Source organism: Candidatus Nanosynbacter sp. TM7-074 (assembly GCF_041006295.1).
Lineage (GTDB): Bacteria > Patescibacteriota > Saccharimonadia > Saccharimonadales > Saccharimonadaceae > Nanosynbacter.
On the sequence record NZ_CP158487.1, the window covers coordinates 320,244 to 339,796 of the forward strand.

Consider the following 19,553-nt stretch of genomic DNA (forward strand, 5'->3'; position numbering starts at 1 on the left):
AACTTTAGATACAGATGTTAAGGTCCTTATCCAGCTAGGCTGGAAATCAGAAACTCTGAACATCAGTGCCTAGTTGGGCTCTAATATTCTATCATAAAAAATGAAAAATGCAATAGTAACGCAAAAATCCCGCCAGAATCGACGGGATTTAACTGCCTGAAATATAAAGATTACAGAGAGTTCTCTACTTTAATGCCAGGACCCATAGTTGTAGCGATTGCAACGCTCTTAACGTAAACGCCCTTTAAGCTGGATGGCTTCTGGGAGTTCAGGCTGGTCAAGAATGCGCGTGCGTTTTCTGACAATTTTTCAGCGCCGAATGATACCTTACCGATTGACAAGTGAACGATGGCTTGCTTATCAACACGATATTCAACTTTTCCGGCTTTCGCTTCAGAAACGGCTTTAGCGACATCGGTAGCAACAGTGCCAGACTTTGGATTTGGCATCAAACCGCGTGGACCAAGCAAACGTGCGTATTTACCAAGCTTTGGCATGTACTGTGGAGTTGCGACCAAAATGTCGAAGTTCAACTCTTCCTTATCCAATTGGCTTAGGAATTCTTCGTCACCAATGATGTCAGCGCCAGCTTTTTTAGCGGCAGCATGTTCTGATTCTGGTGCGAAAACTGCTACACGAACATCCTTACCTGTACCGTGTGGTAATGCTACGGTTGAGCGGATGTTTTGGTCTGCTTGGCGTGGGTCAACGCCCAAGCGGATGTGGATTTCAACACTAGCATCAAACTTGACTGGGCTGGTTTCAGTGGCCAATTTCAAAGCCTCGTCTAGGCTGTACAATTTGTTCTTCTCGATGTTTTTTGCGACTTCCTGGTATTTTTTACCGCGGCGCTCCAAGCGTGGACGAGTAACTGGCTTTGGGCCTTTCTTTACGTGAGCCTCAGCATCGTCAGACTGTGGAGTGGTGTCGCCAGCTTCCTTGCGAGCTTCCTTCTCTGCTTTTTCAGCAGCTTCATCTAGGGCTTTTTGGCTGCGTTTGCCAGATTTGGCAACTACGGCTTCACGTTCAGCGACGACATCTTTGTCTTTGCTGTCGTGAGATTTGGTTGTGTCTGTAGCCTCAGCAATTGCTGCTTCGATTTCAGCGATCGTGTTTTTCTCGCTGACTGCTAATTTTAGTTCTGCTGCTTTTTCTAGCAACTCGGCTTTCTTTGCCATAATAATCCTTTCTGTGGTACGAACGGCGATTTGTCATCTTAACAAATCAACCTCCCAGCATTGATTGATAGTGATGAAATTATACCATATTTTTAGAGATTAAGGCAAATATTTACTTTTATGGAGAAGGATTGTATAATATAACAATTATGAGAGAGATTAAATAGCCCAGACGACCCCATTTTACATCATCCGGCTGGTATAAATTTTCCGAAGCGATGCAGTGGCTGTCCGTATATAACGGAAACCCTAGAAAGATTATCGAATCTTAAGCTTTTAGCGAATGAACTTGCAAAAAGTGCGCTTAATGGAACAGGCGGTGATCGTGCTATTGCTATTGCTGCGCTAGGTGTGTCAGATGAAGCCACTAAAGAGAGTCAATTGCTAGTTGATAAATTGACGAGCGGATGTGCTGGGCGCGTGGATGTTGAAGGATCCAACGGCATGATACGCGTAACAGGTTCTGTGTGTGGCAGTATGGAATTGTCTGGTGGGTATAATATAGAGCCCGCGGAAGTGCAGCGTGAGCTAAAGTAATTGATAATTCTGCTGCGTCAAATTAACGTATAGTTACTATTTTTGATAAACTAGTAATTATGGATATAACAATTACAAACATACAGGCAAGGCAAATTTTAGATTCACGTGGTAATCCGACGGTTGAGGCTGACGTAATTCTAAGTGATGGTTCTTTTGGGCGAGCGGCGGTGCCGTCAGGCGCGAGTACGGGGTCGTTTGAGGCCGTTGAGCTGAGGGATGGTGAACTAGCGTTTGGAGGCAAAGGCGTACTTCGGGCGGTTGATAACGTTAATAATGAAATCGCTCAGGCCTTAAAAGGAATGAGTCCGTTCGATCAGGCGGCAATTGACAATAAAATGAAAGCTCTGGATGGTACGCCGAATAAGGCGCGCTTGGGAGCAAATGCAATTTTAGCGGTGTCGTTGGCTGTGGCGAAGGCTGCGGCAAGGTCACGTGGTGTTGAACTTTATCAATATGTGAATAATTTGGCGGGTAGTCCGTTCATGTCCCTGCCGATGCCGATGATTAATGTGATGAACGGTGGCCAGCATGCGCTCGGTGCGACTGATTTTCAGGAATATATGATTATTCCAACTAGCGCAGCGACCTTTGCTGACGCGGTTCGGATGAGCGCTGAGGTGTTTCACGCGTTAGCAAAAATATTGAAAGATGAGGGTTATCCGACGACAGTTGGTGATGAAGGTGGATATGCGCCGCATGTCAGAAATGGCAATATGGAACCAATTCTGCTGTTGACTAGAGCGATTGAACAGGCCGGCTATAAATTGGGTGTAGACTTTGGGTTTGCGCTGGATGTGGCGGCAAGTGAGCTGTATAAAGATGGCAAATATCACTTGTCGACCGAGCGCCGCGTATTGTCGGCTGACGAAATGATTCGCACATACAAAGCGCTGCTTGGGCGTGTGCCGGTGCTTTCGATTGAGGATGGTCTGAACGAAGAAGCTTGGGAAGATTGGGAGAAAATGACAGCGGATTTGGGACACTTTGCTCAGCTGGTTGGCGATGATCTTTTGGTGACAAATGTCGAGCGATTGAAGCGTGGAATTGAGGAAAAAGCTGGCAATGCTATTTTAATTAAGCCAAATCAAATCGGTACATTGACCGAGACAATTCAAGCTGTCGTGATGGCGAAAAATGCTGGCTGGAACACTGTGATGAGTCATCGATCAGGTGAAACTGAGGACGTGACGATTTCTCATTTAGCAGTTGGACTGGGTACGGGTCAGATTAAGACTGGCTCGATGTCGCGCTCGGAGCGAATTGCTAAATATAATGAGCTGCTGAGAATTGCGGAAAAGCGTCCAGATTTGGAAATTGCCCATCCGTTTGTGAAGTAATTTTTAAAAAGACTTCCCTGATGTGTTTTGACGGGAAGTTTTTTATTGATAATTATTTTCTTATAAACTCGATTTCGCCACATTCACGGATGCGGATAATTTGCGACCGTTTTACTCCTGTTATGTCTCCGGAATCAACATAGACGGCAGCGGATTCATGGAAGTAATTGATCGCCTCAGTAATGTTATTTGCCGGCTCTTTACCCGGCGGATTAGCGCTCGGAGCGGCTAGGTAACCAACTTTATGAATTAATTCCGACAGGGGCGACTTTGGGACAACGCGAAATGCCAGCGTGCCGTTAATGTGCGGTATATGTGGCAGGAAATCAGGAGTCACATTCACGACAATTGTCGTTGGCTGCTTTTTGGCTAACTCTTGATAACTTTCTTGTAAGCTTGGTGTCAACCCAGGAATATCAGTAATGTCGGCAACAAGAACGATGACAGATTTATTTAAAGGTCTTTGCCTGACTTTGTACAATCTCTCAATTGCCCTATTAGACTCAGCCATAGCCAGCACGCCATAAATAGTGTCGGTCTTAGCGACGACTAGCTGATCGGATTGGAGAGCTGAGATAACTGCACTGTCTAAAATATTTTCTACAATCATTTCTCAAATTTCACCATAAAAATAGCCCCGACAGATTCGGGGCTATTCTCCTTTTCAAATTAGTCGACGATTTCTACGCCCATTGAGCGAGCTGATCCAGCGACAACTTTCATTGCGCCTTCGATGTCGATTGCGTTCAAGTGGTCTTTTTTCGCCTCAGCAATTTCTTGTAATTGCGCGCGAGTAAGCTTACCGACCTTATCAACATGCGGCTTACCGCTTCCCTTTTGGATGCCAGCCTTTTCACGAATCATGTCGTCAACTGGTTGACCGAGTGAATTCCAAGTAAAGGTTCGATCTTCGTAAACTTGAATGTGAACAATTACGTCCTTACCCATCATGTCTTTGGTGGCGTCGTTAAATGGATTGATAAAGTCCATCATGTTCAAGCCCCACTGACCGAGTGTTGAACCAACTGGAGGACCTGCTGTCGCCCGACCAGCTGGAATGCGCAATTTTAAATTACCAATAATTTTCTTTGCCATAGTTATTCCTTATAGTTTATAGTGCGTAACCCGAGTATTATAGCGAAAAATCCGCTAAATTGCAAGCTAAGCTTTTTTAACCTGTAGTGCATCCAGCTCGACTGGAGTGTCGCGGCCAAACATACTAACCATAACTTTCAGTGTACCCTTAGAAGCATCGATTTCGCTAACTGCGCCGTCAAATCCCTTGAATGGACCGTCAGTAATTGATACGATTTCGCCTTCAGTGAAGTCAATCTGGTGCTTTGGTTCTTCAACGCCCATGCGCTTTTTAATCTTGGCAATTTCCTTTTCTGAAACTGGCGTTGGTGTCGTGTCGGCGCCAACAAATCCGGTTACACCTGGGGTGTTACGGATAATATACCAAGTTTCGTCAGTCAATTTCATTTCTACCAACACATAGCCCTGGAAAATTTTAGCCTCAACGATTTTTCGCTTGCCGTTACGGATTTGGATCTGTTTTTCCTTTGGCACGATAACGTCAAAAATCTTATCGGCCATGTCAACACCGTTAATTCGTTGACGGATTGACTCAGCAACTTTTTCTTCGTAGCCAGAATAAGTGTGGATTGCGTACCATTGCTGGCTGTCGTCGTATCGTTTTGAACTCATGTATAACTCCTTTTATTTCAAAAATTGATTAAAGCCCCAATTAAATGCAGCGTCAAGTAATAGAATTAGAACAACAAAAGCCAAGGTGAAGATGAGGACTGCTGCTGTCATCGCCCAAGTAGCTGAGCGGGTTGGCCAACGAACCAGCTTCAATTCCGCCCAAGCGCCCTTAAAATAACCAATTAGCGTACCGTGTTCACTAGATTTTTTAGCTGTTTTTGCGACTACCTTGGTTGGTCTATTAGTCTTTTTTGCGACAGTTTTTTCTTTTTTTGGCGCGTCGTCATTAGCTTTAATCCGACGAACTGTGGTTTTGCTGCTTGCCTTGCCTTTCTGTGCCATATTTTCTCCCAATTTAAAAAGTCTGCTTTTCACAGACTGTCAATAGTTATTGTAGTCTATCTAAGGAAAAATAGCAAGTTGCGCTATATATCCTTTTCATCATTTCTTAAACTCCTTCAATCGAAAACCAAAAGTTGAACCGTGATTCAGCCGGCTTTCTACCTCAATTTTACAACCCAGCTTTTTGGCTAATTTGGCGGATACGTAAAGTCCCAGACCAGTGCCTTTAGTTTCGCGCGTGCGATAATCTTCAGCTCGATAAAACTTATCAAATATTTTATTTAAGTCAGCCTTACTAATACCAATACCAGTATCAATTATTTTAAAGATAATTTCGCCAGATCGATTCTTTTTAATCGATAGCGTAACTGAGCCTTCTTGGGTGTAACGGATGGCGTTAGTGATGAAGTTCTGAAGTATTTCTTCCAGATATAAACGAGAAGCCTGGACTGACCCAAGCCTCCCACCAATGTCCAAATTAAAGGCCAAGTTTTTTTCTGCTGCCTGTGGCGAGTACTCAGAGTTTATCTGTGCGGCAAGTTCAGCCACGTCGATTATTTCTGTCTCGTCAGCAATTCCCCTTTCGGCGCGTGACAACGTGCTCAGATCATTTACCATGCGCGCTAAAAATAAAATTTGCTTATGAGATTCGTCAATTGCCTCAGGTATTTTGCTAGTAATATTACGTTCGACAAGCAATTTAGCGTTACTTAGCGACCCTTCGGCTATGGCAATGGGTGTGCGTAGCTCGTGACTCACTATACTAATGAATTCATCGCGTTCTTCTTCCAGGCTTTTTGTTTTTGTGACGTCGCGTAAAATTAACACATAGCCATCCGGGGTTATTTTGTCGCCACCTTGAACTGGAGCAAGTGTTACTTCCAGCCGTACGTAATCGTCATCGTCAATCATCATAATTATGTCGTCACGCTGACGAATTGTTGAAGATTTGGTGAGTTCCTTGAAGATATCAATCGGCTTTTTATCAATCGTCTTCAGTTCTAAAACTTGGCTAATATGCTCGCCATTAATGCCGCTGTTTGTGTCGATTAAATTAAGAGCGGCAGAGTTATAAGTATTGATGATTCCGTGTTCGTCGGTGCTGAGAATGGCGTCAGTGATATTGTTAATTAGCGTAATTAGTCTTTGATGTTCTCTAAGGTTTTTTCTAGGGGAGTTTTTAGTTAATTTGCCATCAATTTTTTGTAACAATTGATGTAGGGCAATAGTTATACTTCCCAAGATAACACTAAGAATAATCAACAAAATAATGAACACCCACATGGCTTAAGTATAGCATAAGCGTATATATTTCTATACGTGCGGTGAATATTTTTTTAGTTCATTGCGGTGGATTTTATATTGCGGATCAAATTTGGCAACCTCCGACCAGAATGCCGTCGAGTGGTTCATGTGCCTGGTGTGGCATAGCTCATGAATAATTACGTAGTCAATAAGTTCAAACGGCAAGTTCATCATCCCAATATTTAGGCTGATTGTTCCAGAAGAAGAACAGCTTCCCCAGCGACTGGAGGCGTGAGTTATTTTACAGCGATAAAAAGAAAAACCGTGCTTTTCAGCTAAAAATGACAGACGCCTTGGCAGATATCCTTTTGCCTCTTTTCTGAGGGCGATGAGGATTTTATCACGAATAATTTGCTGGACTGGAGTGGATTTAATTGATTCTGATTCGTTAATTTCCGCTAATATTTGAGTACCGATAATTTTCACAGTAGATGGCTTAGTTGAGTGCTGTATTAATAGATGGTGACTTTTACCAATTTGCTGATTTTCGGTATAGGAAAAGTTTGTTTGATGCTTAGAGATTAATTCGCGAATCTGTTTACGCGAGGTTTTAATTAGCATTTTTGCTGCGACAACAGGCGCATATACAGGCATAGTAACCCTAAGTCGGCCATCCGGCGCGATTTTTAGACTAACGCTCTTCGCTAGACTTTGTCTTTTAACGACAATCTCTCCGAATTCAGCATCGGTAATGGTTGGCATGCTTATCCTATGCTAATGCGATTTGGCGTAATGCGACGTGGGGCTTCTGGACGACTGGTGCCAATCTGCTTAAGGACAGTGCGCGCCTGAGTGCTTAGAGTGTGGCGGCCGCTAATTACAATGTAAGATTCACTACTGTGCGGTGCGGAGAATTGTTTTAATCGACGATCGAACGAGTCACTGTCTTGTCCGTAATTCTTTATCCAGCGTCGTTTGGCAGTTGCAGAATCAGTCTGCACCCAGACGAATAGGACTTTATATCCATATTCTCTAGCTAACCGATTAATACGCATGCGGTTAGTGCGTTGGTCGGTAGCGCCGTCTAGAATGATAGTTTGCTTGGTCTTCAAAAATTCTTCTAAGATAGCCAAAGTCGCGTCAGAAATGGCTTTTGTGTCGTCTGTAAAAACTTCAAATTGACGAGAATTGATCACTGGAGAATTAAAAATCTTTGCAAATTCTGTAGCAAACTGAGTCTTCCCTGAACCCGGTGCACCAACCATGGCAATAATGTGAGGAAGCGAAGGCGATAGAGGTTTCATATGGAGAGATTATAACAGATTTTTTACTAATAAAAAAGATTCTCTTTTAAGTGAGAATCTTGGCAGGAGTGGAGGGACTCGAACCCCCGACACCTGGTTTTGGAGACCAGTGCTCTAGCCACCTGAGCTACACTCCTATGACGTTTATTTTATCATGAATTGCTCTTCTGGCAAATGTTAAAATTGTGAAAAATAAAAATTCCGTGAAAAAAATACCAAAATCCCTTGAAAAAACATAAGCGTCGTCCTACAATAAAAACAGAGATGAAAATTTTAATGCTTGGGTGGGAACTTCCTCCGCACAATAGCGGCGGACTTGGTGTTGCTTGTTATCAGATGTCGAAGGCCCTGGCTTCTCAGGGCGTGGATATTGATTTTATTATTCCCTACAATGCTGAGCATCCAGGAATTGATTATATGGATATCTATTCAGCTACGCCCTTGCCGCCGAATTATTATGACCTGGGCGCTTATAATAATGGTTCGCCGGAGGATCGGGAGAACGCTCAGGATGAGCATGGGCTTTCGCCAATGCGTGCCGTGCAACGACGATATGGTAAGTATGTTCGGAAATTTGTGAAGAGTCATCAGCCTGATGCTATTCACGCACATGATTGGTTGACTATGGAGGCTGGGATGATTGCTAAAGAAATGACTGGTGCGCCATTGATTGTGCATGTACACGCAACGGAATTTGACCGTTCCGGTGAGCAATCAGGAAATCCGTTAGTGCATGAAATTGAGCAGCAAGGTTTGTTGATGGCGGATAGAATAATTGCTGTTAGCCAGATAACTAAGGATATAATTGTTAAGAATTATCATATTCCACCGGAGAAAATTGAAGTAGTTTATAATGCGATTGACCTGGCTGATTTACCGCCGCACGATTATGACTCGAGTACTTATAGGTACCTGGAAGAGCTAAAGTATGATGGCTACACAGTTGTAGGTGCTTTAACGCGTTTGACGGTGCAGAAAGGTCTGACTTATTTTGTGCGGGCTGCAGCGAAGGCTCTTGATAAATGCGAGAAGATTGTGTTCGTGCTGTCCGGTAATGGCGAGCAGCGAGACGAATTGATTGAGTTGGCGGCGGATCTGGGAATTAGCGATAAGATGATTTTTACGGGTTTTGTGCGCGGAAAACAATGGCGGGATATTTACTGTTTGATTGATGTTTTTGTGATGAGCTCGGTTTCTGAGCCATTTGGCTTGACAGCACTGGAGGCGGCTCATCATGATACGGCTCTACTGATTAGCCGTCAATCTGGCGTTGGCGAGGTGCTGAATAATATCATGCGGTTTGATTATTGGGACGTGAATAAATTGGCGGATGAAATTGTCAATATTGCCGAGTCGCCTGCTTTGAAGAATTCTCTCAAGCAAAATGTTAAGGATGAGTACGCAAAGATTTCATGGCAAGATGCGGCTAGACAATGCTTAAGATTGTATGAGGGGGCGTTGACGTGAGCGAAGACAAAGGTATAGTTTTATATCTTCATGTCCATCAGCCTTGGCGGGTACGTGAATATAGCATATTCGACGTAGCTTGGAAACATGATTATTTTTCTGGCGGTCAAAATCCAGCTCAGGACAACCAAAAAATATTCCAGAAAGTTGCAGAAAAATCGTATTTACCGATGAATGTTTTACTTGAGAAATTGCTGAAAAAATATCCTGATTTTAAATTGTCGATCAGCTTTAGCGGTACGTTCTTAGAGCAGGCCGAGCAGTTTAATCCTGATGTCCTGGATAGTTTTAGGCGCTTGGTGAAAACTGGCCAAGTGGAGATTTTATCAAGTCCTTATCATCACAGTCTGGCGTTTTTCTATTCACGTAAGGAGTTTGAGCGGCAGATTGAGCTTCATCGCTGGAAGATTCGCGAGGTTTTTGGGGTGGAAACGCGGGTGCTGGCAAATACGGAATTAGCGTATAGCGATGAACTGGCCAAATGGGCAGAGCAATACGGTTTTAAAGGCGTACTGGCCGAAGGCTGGGATCCAATTCTTAATTGGCGCAGTCCTAATTATGTTTACCGACCGACTGGCACGGAAAAAATTGGATTACTACTTAAAAATTATCGACTGAGTGATGACTTGGCGTTTAGGTTTAGTGACCAGAAATGGAGCGATTGGCCATTGACTATAGACAAATTTAATACATGGGTGACTGATTCTGTTCGCTACGCCCCGCTGCTTAATTTGTTTATGGACTATGAAACTTTTGGCGAACATCAGTGGGCAGAGTCTGGTATTTTTGACTTTTTCGAGAAATTTGTTGGCAAGTGGCTGAGTGTCAGTGGTAATACTTTTTATACAGTCAGTGAGGCTTTGGCTAAAAATAAGCCAGCTGGCGAAATTAGTATGCCGTCACCCGTCACCTGGGCTGATGCTGAGCGAGATTTGACAGCTTGGAATGGCAATAGTCTGCAGAAAGAGGCCTTGCGTTACGTTTATGAGTTGAGAGATGAAGTACTGAAGAGTGGCGATGAATCGTTGATTAATGATTGGCGAAAGCTACAAACCTCAGACCACTTCTATTACATGGGGACAAAATGCTTTACCGACGGTGATGTGCACGCCTACTTTAGTCCCTATGACTCGCCGTATGACGCTTTTCTCTACTACATGAATGCTATTCGCGACATGCGCTCACGGCTGCGAAAATAAGAACATTTTCTTAGGTAATAAAAAACTCCCTCTGGATTTGAGGGAGTTTACTAGTGATTCTGGTAAAATTAGCTTTTACGAGCTTTAACTTCATTACGACCGAGGTTCTTCTTTGTCTCGGTGTAAGTTGCGTGCTGCCTTGCGATTGGGTCGTACTTCTTCAGTGTTAATTTTCCCTGACCTTTAGTGGTGCGGTTCTGGGTGTTAACAGTAGTATAGTAAGTTCGGTGGTTGCTCAAGTTACTCACCAAACCAATCAGCTTTCGTTTCGTATTCTTCTTTGCCATCTCTTTACTCGTTAGATTTTATAAAACGTCTTGACTAATTATAGCATGGGTGAAGTGAAAATGCTAGTACCATATCAGATTTTACTAATTTTAGCTTTCTTTCGCCTCACTCAGCATTGACCCGCGCACTTTATCAATTCTCTGCTCTATCGATTGTTTCGTTATAACACCCTCCTAACCTTGTTAAGACTATACCATTAGCTAAGTTTTTGGCGGTCGTTTTATAGTATAATTATCAGAAAGGTTACTCACTTAGTGACTGCGGAGGATATTTATGAATGATGATAAGAAAATAATAAAAACCACAAAGAGGATTTATCCTCAAATATACTCTTATATTCTGCCGGATATTCCAGCAAATAAAGGTTGGCAAAAAGTTGGATATACAGAACGTAAAGACGTTGATTCGCGAATATTAGAACAGACTAAGACTGCAGCTGTAAAATTGCGATATGAGAAATTATGGAGTGCTAGTTCCTTTTCTAACGTGACTCGCGAATTCTTCAAGGACAAAGATCTTCATAAATATTACGTAAAAAATGGAATTAAAAAGAGTAAAAAACAGGATGATGGCGGATTGGGCGAGGAATGGTTTTACTTCAATGGTACGCCAGAAAAATCTAAAGAATTGTTTGATGATTACGCTAATGGCAATTTATTCAGTCGATCTTCCGAGAAAAGTCCGTATAAGTTGAGAAAGGAGCAAGAACGTGCCGTTTCTCAAACCCTTGCTTATGCAGAATCTCACCAGACTACAGATTTTTCTTTGCCAAATAAAGAAGCGGAATTTTTATGGAACGCAAAACCGCGTTTCGGTAAAACTCTCTCTTCTTACGATTTTGCAAAAAAGTTTAACGCTAAGAATGTTCTGATAGTTACTAATCGTCCAGCAATCGCCAATTCGTGGTTTGATGATTTCGATAAGTTCATTGATGGATATTATTTTATTTCGACGGCAGATTCTTTAAAAGAACGCGAAACCTTATCTAGGGACGAGTTCCTTGATAAGGCTAATTCATCAAGTGAGGATAAACAGATAACTTTCTTAAGTCTACAGGACTTAAAGGGCGGTAAAGTTTTTGGCGGACCGCACAACAAATTAAAATGGGTGGCGGATCTTAAGTGGGATTTGTTGATTATAGATGAGGCTCACGAAGGTGTTGATACAGACAGAACTAATGAAGCTTTTGGAAAAATTAAGCGCAGGTTTACGCTGCATTTATCTGGAACGCCTTTTAAGGCAATAGCGGATGGACATTTTAAGGACAATCAGATATTCAACTGGACTTATATTGATGAGCAAAAAGCTAAGCAGGAAGAATTGAAAAATCTGGACGATTCGGGTGATCACGTTAATTTGCCAGATATGAGATTATTTACCTACAAGATATCCGACATGATCTCTGATCGGCTTGAAAAAGGCATGGAGATGGACGATGAAAATATCGATTATGCTTTTGAGCTGAATGAGATGTTTGCAACAGACACAAGTGGCAAGTTCGTTCATGAGAATGATATTTCAACATTCTTAAATCAATTAACTTCAAATGAAAAATATCCATTCTCAACTCCCGAATTAAGAGATCAATTAAAACACACGTTTTGGTTGGTAGGAAACCGTGTTGCTTCAGCGATGGCTATGGAGAAAATGTTGCGCCATCACCCAGTATTTAGTGAATATAAAATAGTGCTTGCCGCGGGCGATGGAAGATCTCAGTCTGACAGTAATTCATCTGAAGATGAAATGAAGGATACTGCAGCTAACGAGAAAGCTCTGAGTAGGGTTAAAAAAGCCATCAAGGAGAATGATCGCACCATAACCTTATCTGTCGGGCAATTGACAACTGGAGTTACCGTTAAAGAGTGGTCTGCCGTGCTTATGCTATCTGATATTAAATCTGAGTCACTGTACATGCAGGCAATATTCCGTTCTCAGAACCCGTATGAATTTATAGATAATAACGGCAACCTCTGTCGTAAAAAGTCGGCTTACGTCTTTGATTTCTCGCCGAATCGCGTGCTTAAAGTTTATGACAAGTTTGCCAACAGTCTATTGGCGGACGTAGCCAGAGGTGACGCTACAGAAAAAATCAGAGAGCAGAACGTAGCAGAATTGCTGAACTACTTCCCTGTCTTGGCGGAAGATGAATCTGGTAAGATGATCGAATTGGATGCAGAGCAAGTTTTGACTTTCCCTAAAGCCATCGTCGCAAAGGAGATTGTGAACCGCGGCTTTGTCACTAATCTTCTATTTGTAAATATTAACAACGTCTTCAATATTCCTTCTGAGGTGATTGCGGCATTAAATAAGGCGCCTTCAACTAGTGATACCGATAGACAGACTAAAAGTGAAGAGGTTCAGCATGACCCAGATCGTAAAAAGAATCGAGATCACAGAATATCTGTAAATAAGGATAAACTACTCGGTAATAAGGTTTATACTTCAAGGATGCAGGATATTGTATTGTCTGCGGTTGATTCGGATATGGAGGCAGATGAGATCGTTGAAAAAATTACCGCTGACTGCATGCCTGAAATATCTGAAGTCCTTGGGAAATATAAAGAGACCTACTCTCCTTCAAAAGCAGAGCTTGATAATATTAAAAATGGACTCTGTAAAAAGGTCAAAGAGGCAGCAGAAGAATTTGTGTCTGGCGATATAGCAGACAGAATAGCTCAGGACAAGTTAACGGATAGTCTGGCGAATATAATTGAAAAAGATCTCCCTAATGATACTGTAATTCGCGAAGAGGAAGATAAGTACGAAAAAGAAGAAAAGTCTGAAATGGACCAAATTAGGAGGAAATTACGTACATTTACTCGCGCTATTCCTTCATTCATTATGGCTGCCAGTAAAGACGTAGATGAAATTACATTGGATAACATCGAGGATACCGTTTCTGACAAGGATTTTGAGGAATTATTTACAGAAAAAGATAGTGAGCCATTCACAAAAGACGATTTCCGTAAAATTCGCGGCCCATGGACGAATCCAGAAACCGGCGAAACATTTGAAGGATTTTTTGATCGCTATACATTTAACGCTGCCATTCGAGAGTTTGAGGAGAAGCGACAGGAAATTGCGGATTATCTCTCCCCTGGCGCCAAAGAAGACATCTTCTCCTATATTCGTCCGTTAAAAACAAATCAGATTTTTACACCAAGAAAAGTTGTAAATAAAATGCTTGATTTGTTGGAAGAAAATAACCCTGGCATATTTGAAGATCCAAATGCCACATTTGCGGATTTATATGTAAAGAGCGGCCTGTACCTTACGGAAATAGCAAAGAGGTTAAACAGAGGACTTGGGAGTAAAATACCAGACAAATCAGAAAGGGTGAAACACATCCTTGAGAAGCAACTTTATGGATTTGCACCAACGAATATTATCTACAATATCGCACGCAAGTACATTTACGGGACATTTTCAGATATTGATGATAACAATCTTAAGCAATTAGATTTAACGGACACGTTTAAAAAGGGAGAGACATTAAACATGAAATTTACAGCAGTAGTTGGTAATCCGCCGTATCAGGAGGCTAACGCCAACAATAAAATGTCAAGGAGTATATATCCAATTTTTGTCGAACAATCTACTAAGATGTCAGATATTGTCTCTCTTGTTATGCCGGCAAGGTGGATGAGCGGAGAGGATGGACCATATCGAGAGACTAGCGGATTTGTGGCTAAAATGAAGAGCTACGGCATTAAGTCCTTCACTCTTTTCCCGAACTCTCAAGACGTATTTTCTGGCGTTGACGTAAAGGGTGGTATTTGCTATTTCGTTATTAAGAAGGGCTATCAAGGTAAGGTCGATTATTCCCTTGTAGACAATAAGAATATTTTCCAGGATAGGGTCAATTTCAGCAATAAGTTGGATGATAATATCATAATACGCTTCCCGGAATTGATTAATATAGTGGAGAAAATAGATTATACTGTCCAGGATGATAAGTTCACGGAACCCATTAATGCTTCCATGAAGACACTAGTGTCTTCACGGAACCCATTCGGTTTCATCTCTGATTTCTTTGTGAAAAATAATGAAAAAGTAGACAGGATATCAGAAAAGCGTATGCTTCCTGATGATTATAAAATAATTGGACTGATCAAGGGAAAGCGAGAGTTTCGCTATATTCCTAACCAAGCCCTAAAGAAGAATATAGAGGGAGCTAAAGCCTACAAAGTGTTTATTCCTAGAGCAAATGGATCTGGTGTTTTTGGGGAGGTATTTAGTACGCCGATGCTCGGCTCGCCGATGCTCGGCTCGCCGATGCTCATATGTACAGATACCTTCTTACAAGTTGGTCAATTTGATAACAGTGTGGAGGCTGAGAATTTATTAAAATATGTAAAGACAAAGTTCTTCCGAGCGATGGTTGGAGTTAAAAAGACTGCTGTATTTAACTATAAAGACGCCTTTTCCTTTGTGCCCGTTCAAGACTTTACTGCAGAATCTGATATTGATTGGTCGAAGTCTATTGAAGAAGTTGATAAGCAGTTGTATAAAAAATATAATCTAAGCGATAAAGAAATTGCCTTCATAGAAGAAAAAGTTCGCCCGATGGAATAAAATTACGTGCCAGACTCCGCTGTTGACATCCTTGAAAACACCATTCGCCGCCACGGCGACTTGCTGGATGTTCTTTTACTGGACAGGACGCGGACAACGAAGCGAAAATCGCATAACATCCTATGGGCCACTGACTCCTATGTTGGTCATAATCCAAAGCAAGAAATATCGATATTAGATATCACAGGGACAAATACGTATTTAATACAGCCCAGAATTGCCAAGTCGAAAGAGGAGCAAAAAAGCCGCACAAAGGATAAGGCTGAGGTTTTTACGCCAAAAAATATCGTTAGCCAAATGAATAGGCAGATAGACTGGAGCTCAGGAAACTGGCCTGCAGACGAGAGTAATTGGAAGGATTACGTCAAAGAACTTCGTCTGGAGATAACCTGCGGCGAGGCGCCGTTTATAGTTGGTAGATATAACGCTGCTAATGGAAAAAAAGTTTTGAAACTGTCTGACAGGGTGGGATTTTTAGACCGTAAGCTTCAAGTTGTCGGTTCATATTGTAATGATAAGAAAGAATGGCTGGAATGGGCGATTGTTGCTTTTCAATGCTCTTACGGATATGAATGGCAAGGTGATAATCTTCTGCTAGCCAGAGAGAACCTTTTATACACTTTCATCGACTACTGGAATGACAAATTCCCTAACGATAAGATAAATCTTGACAGGAAAATATCAAAAGAAAAAATGGAAATGTTATTACGGGTTGCGGAAATTATTTCTTGGAACATTTTCCAGATGGACGGAATTAAAAACGTAATACCAATGAGTTGTCGTCATGAAGTGATAGAAAAAGAAATCCCCCCTATGGTCAAATTATGGGGCGAATCTCCAAAGATTATTAAGAATGAGTGTGCTGGGTGCAAAAATAATGACCATTTTAAACATAATGGCAAATATGTCTTTATTATGGATTGGGAAAAAGGAAAAACAGTTAAATTTATAAACTTAATGAAGGAAGAATGAAAAAGATCCGCATCTCTGCGAATCAGTGTTTCATATGGAGCCACGATCGGGGCTTGAACCCGAGACCTCATCCTTACCATGGATGCGCTCTACCAACTGAGCTATCGCGGCGTAACAGGCTTAATTTTAGCATATTAAGCCATGTTTAATCAACCGGGTTATTTCTTACGAGTGGATTTTTTAGCTGGCATGCCGGCTTCTTTTGGCAGTTTTGGCGTGACAAATGCCTCTATTATTCCCCACGCTACGCTATTGACTAAGAACGTAACGAACAATATTCCTGAAGCTGATGCCGCCAAGTGTGCTGACGAGGCGTTAAATAATGTCAATAATCCCGCTATAGCCAGTCCGATTATAGCTAACATAATATAGGCGTATTGTAATTTCAATCGTTGGTTTTTTTCGCTATTCCATAATGCCAGAATGGATTTTGTAAATTCAAACATGCTCATATAATAGCACATATGCTTATAAAAGTCAATAATGTATGCTTTTCCCATCTAAAAAATCGCCCGTAAAGGCGATAATTCAATCTTGGTGCTGGAAGTAGGACTCGAACCTACGAAGCCTTACGGCGGGAGATTTACAGTCTCCTGTGATTGCCACTACACGATTCCAGCGTGATGTGGAGCCGCTTCTCGGGCTCGAACCGAGGACCTACGGTTTACAAAACCGTTGCTCTAGCCAGCTGAGCTAAAGCGGCACTGGATTTATTTTAGCAATTTTTTAACCCCGTGGCAATAGCCTACATGACAATTTTTCGTGGCTGATGGATTTTGCGCTGTTGGCGCGGCCGTGGAGTACCGACAATTTTTTGAGCCGGTGTAGATGGTGTTAACATCTTAGCGGCCTTTTTACGTAGACCTTCAGCAAGGTCTGATTGACCGGAGTTTTCATAGGCCTCTGCTAATATCTTAAGAGTTTGTGGAATTGGCTCTAGCTCAACAGCCTTTTCTAGTGCGTTTATCACCTTTTTCGTATTTCCAATTTTTTCTTGGACTTTAGCGTAGGCGATGTAGCGAGCCGCCAAGTCGTCTTCCATTTCCAGGGCTTGCTCAAAGGCCAATGAAGCCTTTTCATAATTTTCAGTTTCATAGTAAATCAGACCAACGTTATGAAGGCTTGATGCGCTTGGCTCTAAACTTTGGGCAATCTCAAAACACTCGATGGCGTCTTTATAGGCGCGCTGTTTGGCGTATAAAATGCCTAAGCGATTATAGGCAGTGGCGTTCTTTTCGTCGACACGTAAGATGGTTAGCAAGGCCTTTTCTGCTCGCAGATATTTATTTTCGCGAATTGAATCTTGGGCAATTACCCACAACTGATCAAGCTTTTCGGTAATTTTAGTTGGTAAATCACCAGCGTCTTTGATTGATGGATGATAAAAAATCGCCCAAATCATTAGAATTAGAATGAGGAATAGTCCAAACATATCTATATCATTATAGCACAAGTTGCATCAGCGCTAGTCTGACATTAGCGTTTGAGTTTAGTGCTTTACTGACGATTGTAGTCTGATTGAGCTGTTTTTCTAATGTTGAATTCATGCCACGAGACAGGGACTGAAAGCGAATCATGTTGATGATGATATCAGTGAGCATTAGTGCTTTTTGGCGGTCGGTAAAATATTTTGCGATATTTTTTAAATTAGTATATTCCTGATTTGTGGCTAAAATTTGCTTCGCATCAGTGGCTAGTTGTCGATATTCGGCGAATTTGTCTGGGTTCTCTGCTAGCTGACGAATCAGTAGCGGCCTACCGGCAGCCAAAAAGAGGATTTGCTGGATAGTGGCTGAGTCTAAATTGTAATTTTTAAGCAGTTTTTTATCCTGGACTGATGATGTTTTATGAAGCGTAAGGGTTTGGCATCGAGATTTTATTGTATCTAGCATTAGTTTTGGATTTTTTGCAATAAGGATAAAGACGGTGTTTTTATTTGGCTCCTCCAGGGCTTTTAACAGTGCGTTTTGGGATGATTCAGTCATTAAGTCCGCCTCATCAATAATAATAGTTCGGCGATTTATGGCGTAAGTTCGTAATTTAGCAATGAGATCGCGAATCTGCTCAACGGATATGGACTGTTTATCTGGAAGCGGAGTCAAGTGGAAGATATCACTATTTTTAGCTATTTTTTGAGCCACGCTTTTGCCGTCTAGCCCATAGTCTGCCACAATTAAAAGTGCGTGTGGTGGCCTAGCGGTGATTTGGTCGATTTTTTGGACGTCTTGGGTTGAGATAATGATTTCAGACACTACAATTCCCCTGGAAATAGCTGCTTGAATTCTTCTGGAGTGGCTGCTTCAAATGTTTTTCGTTCGCCAGATGGTAACGTAATCTCTAATTTGTGGGCGTGGAGCATCAGGCGGCTGGCGTTTGGCTTGCCGTAGACGCGGTCGCCGAGAATTGGCGTGTTTAGGTATGCCATATGGACGCGGAGTTGATGGGTGCGGCCGGTGGTAGGTTTCAGTTCAATCAGCGCCTGAATATCAGTCGCCGTCAGTACGCGGTAAGTTGTTTGGGCGGGTTTGCCGTTCGGATTGACGCAGAAGGTGCTGGGCGCGGACGGATTGCGGCCAATCGGCAGGTCGATTTTTGCGGCGGCTAGTTTCGGTACGTCGTCGGTAATCGCCAGGTAGGTTTTTTTAGTGGTGCGCTGGGCGAATTGCCGTTGTAAATGGGTCGCAGCGTCAGAAGTTTTGGCGATAATCAGTACGCCCGAAGTGTCGCGGTCGAGCCGATGGACGATGCCCGGCCGGTCGGTGTCCGAGGCAAACGAAGTCTTGGGGCGAATAATTTCCGCTACTGTCGGCTCGGTCGATAGCCCGCCCTTCGCGTGGGTCAGGAGCCCGCTCGGTTTATTTACCACCATCACGTCGTCGTCTTCGTATAGTATCGGCAGCTCTGCACTGGCCTGCTCCTGTTCTGGCAGCTTGACGGCGATCTCGTCGGTCTCGTCGACATCAAATTTCGGCGTCGTTACTACGTGCTGGTTGACCGACACGTAGCCGGCTTTGATGTACTTTTGCCAGAGACTGCGCGAAATTGATGGGTCAAAGTCCGTGGACAAGTGAACGTCCAGGCGCTGCTTGGTCGGTACAATTCGAAACATCATGACAAACTTGCCCTGAAATGGCGTCTCGGTGCAGCTCGAATCAAGCGGATTTGGCAAAGTTTCAGCATTGGCTGGCTTGTCAGGCCACAGCTCGTCAATCGATTCTTCGTCGACAATTGAGCCGTAGATTACAGCGAAATGCTGCTTGTTCAGGATAAACTCCGCCACAATGTGCGATTCGTCCGTCTGAATCTTCAGGTGGCGCAAGGCCTTGACGGGCGTGTTGTTATCTGCCAGTTGATATAGCCTGGCGATCTTGAGGACGGTGCGCGGCGAAATTTTCACGC

General features: G+C 42.7%; 18 protein-coding genes and 4 tRNA genes. 5 read left to right on the plus strand and 17 right to left on the minus strand.

Going from position 1 to position 19,553, the window contains the following annotated elements; all coding sequences use genetic code 11:
* Window positions 1–170: 170 nt before the first annotated feature.
* On the minus strand, window positions 171–857 hold the full coding sequence (gene rplA, locus TM074_RS01660; protein WP_369000690.1) for a 50S ribosomal protein L1: 687 nt from the start codon (window positions 855–857) through the stop codon (window positions 171–173).
* 917 nt (window positions 858–1,774) lie between these two features.
* On the opposite strand from rplA, the gene eno reads away from it, so the two are divergent.
* Window positions 1,775–3,055 (plus strand): phosphopyruvate hydratase, encoded by a 1,281-nt coding sequence (gene eno, locus TM074_RS01665; protein WP_369000653.1) that lies wholly within the window; start codon window positions 1,775–1,777, stop codon window positions 3,053–3,055.
* Window positions 3,056–3,107: 52 nt separating this feature from the next.
* Here eno and TM074_RS01670 read toward each other — a convergent pair whose 3' ends face one another.
* The 8 genes from TM074_RS01670 to TM074_RS01705 all read right to left on the minus strand — a co-directional run bounded on the left by TM074_RS01670 (window position 3,108) and on the right by TM074_RS01705 (window position 7,790).
* A complete protein-coding gene (locus TM074_RS01670) occupies window positions 3,108–3,665 on the minus strand; it encodes an L-threonylcarbamoyladenylate synthase (protein ID WP_369000654.1) in 558 nt (185 codons plus the stop codon).
* A gap of 59 nt (window positions 3,666–3,724) precedes the next feature.
* Window positions 3,725–4,150, minus strand: a complete 426-nt coding sequence (rplK, locus tag TM074_RS01675) for a 50S ribosomal protein L11 (protein WP_369000655.1) — start codon at window positions 4,148–4,150, stop codon at window positions 3,725–3,727.
* Between the two features lie 66 nt (window positions 4,151–4,216).
* Entirely contained in the window at window positions 4,217–4,762 is a 546-nt protein-coding gene (nusG, locus tag TM074_RS01680) for a transcription termination/antitermination protein NusG (protein ID WP_369000656.1), read from the minus strand.
* Window positions 4,763–4,774: 12 nt separating this feature from the next.
* A complete protein-coding gene (gene secE, locus TM074_RS01685) occupies window positions 4,775–5,104 on the minus strand; it encodes a preprotein translocase subunit SecE (protein WP_369000657.1) in 330 nt (109 codons plus the stop codon).
* 99 nt (window positions 5,105–5,203) lie between these two features.
* Window positions 5,204–6,388, minus strand: a complete 1,185-nt coding sequence (locus TM074_RS01690) for a sensor histidine kinase (protein WP_369000658.1) — start codon at window positions 6,386–6,388, stop codon at window positions 5,204–5,206.
* A 30-nt stretch (window positions 6,389–6,418) separates the two neighbouring features.
* On the minus strand, window positions 6,419–7,111 hold the full coding sequence (locus TM074_RS01695; RefSeq protein WP_369000659.1) for a YgjP-like metallopeptidase domain-containing protein: 693 nt from the start codon (window positions 7,109–7,111) through the stop codon (window positions 6,419–6,421).
* Window positions 7,112–7,113: 2 nt separating this feature from the next.
* Complete coding sequence (locus TM074_RS01700) at window positions 7,114–7,653, minus strand: AAA family ATPase (RefSeq protein WP_369000660.1); 540 nt, start codon at window positions 7,651–7,653, stop codon at window positions 7,114–7,116.
* A gap of 60 nt (window positions 7,654–7,713) precedes the next feature.
* Window positions 7,714–7,790, minus strand: a tRNA-Trp gene (locus TM074_RS01705).
* A 139-nt stretch (window positions 7,791–7,929) separates the two neighbouring features.
* Here TM074_RS01705 and TM074_RS01710 point away from each other — a divergent pair.
* Window positions 7,930–9,120: a glycosyltransferase family 4 protein gene (locus TM074_RS01710; protein ID WP_369000661.1), complete on the plus strand. Its 1,191-nt coding sequence runs from the start codon at window positions 7,930–7,932 to the stop codon at window positions 9,118–9,120.
* A complete protein-coding gene (locus tag TM074_RS01715; protein WP_369000662.1) occupies window positions 9,117–10,319 on the plus strand; it encodes a glycoside hydrolase family 57 protein in 1,203 nt (400 codons plus the stop codon). Before TM074_RS01710 ends, TM074_RS01715 begins: the two co-directional genes overlap by 4 nt.
* A gap of 68 nt (window positions 10,320–10,387) precedes the next feature.
* Here the strand turns inward: TM074_RS01715 and rpmG are convergent, their stop codons facing one another.
* Complete coding sequence (rpmG, locus tag TM074_RS01720; RefSeq protein WP_039327321.1) at window positions 10,388–10,606, minus strand: 50S ribosomal protein L33; 219 nt, start codon at window positions 10,604–10,606, stop codon at window positions 10,388–10,390.
* Window positions 10,607–10,880: 274 nt separating this feature from the next.
* Between rpmG and TM074_RS01725 the strand changes: the two genes are divergently transcribed.
* Both TM074_RS01725 and TM074_RS01730 read left to right on the plus strand, forming a co-directional pair.
* Window positions 10,881–15,182 (plus strand): Eco57I restriction-modification methylase domain-containing protein, encoded by a 4,302-nt coding sequence (locus TM074_RS01725; protein ID WP_369000663.1) that lies wholly within the window; start codon window positions 10,881–10,883, stop codon window positions 15,180–15,182.
* Between the two features lie 6 nt (window positions 15,183–15,188).
* Window positions 15,189–16,154: a restriction endonuclease subunit M gene (locus tag TM074_RS01730; RefSeq protein WP_369000664.1), complete on the plus strand. Its 966-nt coding sequence runs from the start codon at window positions 15,189–15,191 to the stop codon at window positions 16,152–16,154.
* A gap of 35 nt (window positions 16,155–16,189) precedes the next feature.
* Here TM074_RS01730 and TM074_RS01735 read toward each other — a convergent pair.
* The 7 genes from TM074_RS01735 to TM074_RS01765 all read right to left on the minus strand — a co-directional run bounded on the left by TM074_RS01735 (window position 16,190) and on the right by TM074_RS01765 (window position 19,551).
* A tRNA-Thr gene (locus tag TM074_RS01735) sits at window positions 16,190–16,265 on the minus strand.
* Between the two features lie 47 nt (window positions 16,266–16,312).
* Window positions 16,313–16,600 (minus strand): hypothetical protein, encoded by a 288-nt coding sequence (locus TM074_RS01740; protein WP_369000665.1) that lies wholly within the window; start codon window positions 16,598–16,600, stop codon window positions 16,313–16,315.
* An 89-nt stretch (window positions 16,601–16,689) separates the two neighbouring features.
* Window positions 16,690–16,774, minus strand: a tRNA-Tyr gene (locus tag TM074_RS01745).
* 6 nt (window positions 16,775–16,780) lie between these two features.
* Window positions 16,781–16,857, minus strand: a tRNA-Thr gene (locus TM074_RS01750).
* Between the two features lie 42 nt (window positions 16,858–16,899).
* On the minus strand, window positions 16,900–17,586 hold the full coding sequence (locus tag TM074_RS01755) for a tetratricopeptide repeat protein (protein ID WP_369000666.1): 687 nt from the start codon (window positions 17,584–17,586) through the stop codon (window positions 16,900–16,902).
* 10 nt (window positions 17,587–17,596) lie between these two features.
* Complete coding sequence (locus TM074_RS01760) at window positions 17,597–18,406, minus strand: hypothetical protein (RefSeq protein ID WP_369000667.1); 810 nt, start codon at window positions 18,404–18,406, stop codon at window positions 17,597–17,599.
* Complete coding sequence (locus TM074_RS01765; protein WP_369000668.1) at window positions 18,406–19,551, minus strand: RluA family pseudouridine synthase; 1,146 nt, start codon at window positions 19,549–19,551, stop codon at window positions 18,406–18,408. The genes TM074_RS01760 and TM074_RS01765 overlap by 1 nt, the downstream gene beginning before the upstream one ends.
* Window positions 19,552–19,553 lie beyond the last annotated feature (2 nt).

Coding starts and splice junctions, on each gene's coding strand:
- rpmG (WP_039327321.1), bottom strand. CDS start 10,606: ATGGCAAAGAAGAATACGAAACGAAAGCTGATTGGTTTGGTGAGTAAC.
- eno (WP_369000653.1), top strand. CDS start 1,775: ATGGATATAACAATTACAAACATACAGGCAAGGCAAATTTTAGATTCA.
- TM074_RS01690 (WP_369000658.1), bottom strand. CDS start 6,388: ATGTGGGTGTTCATTATTTTGTTGATTATTCTTAGTGTTATCTTGGGA.
- nusG (WP_369000656.1), bottom strand. CDS start 4,762: ATGAGTTCAAAACGATACGACGACAGCCAGCAATGGTACGCAATCCAC.
- secE (WP_369000657.1), bottom strand. CDS start 5,104: ATGGCACAGAAAGGCAAGGCAAGCAGCAAAACCACAGTTCGTCGGATT.
- TM074_RS01695 (WP_369000659.1), bottom strand. CDS start 7,111: ATGCCAACCATTACCGATGCTGAATTCGGAGAGATTGTCGTTAAAAGA.
- TM074_RS01755 (WP_369000666.1), bottom strand. CDS start 17,586: ATGTTTGGACTATTCCTCATTCTAATTCTAATGATTTGGGCGATTTTT.
- rplK (WP_369000655.1), bottom strand. CDS start 4,150: ATGGCAAAGAAAATTATTGGTAATTTAAAATTGCGCATTCCAGCTGGT.
- TM074_RS01670 (WP_369000654.1), bottom strand. CDS start 3,665: ATGATTGTAGAAAATATTTTAGACAGTGCAGTTATCTCAGCTCTCCAA.
- TM074_RS01725 (WP_369000663.1), top strand. CDS start 10,881: ATGAATGATGATAAGAAAATAATAAAAACCACAAAGAGGATTTATCCT.
- TM074_RS01740 (WP_369000665.1), bottom strand. CDS start 16,600: ATGTTTGAATTTACAAAATCCATTCTGGCATTATGGAATAGCGAAAAA.
- TM074_RS01700 (WP_369000660.1), bottom strand. CDS start 7,653: ATGAAACCTCTATCGCCTTCGCTTCCTCACATTATTGCCATGGTTGGT.
- TM074_RS01710 (WP_369000661.1), top strand. CDS start 7,930: ATGCTTGGGTGGGAACTTCCTCCGCACAATAGCGGCGGACTTGGTGTT.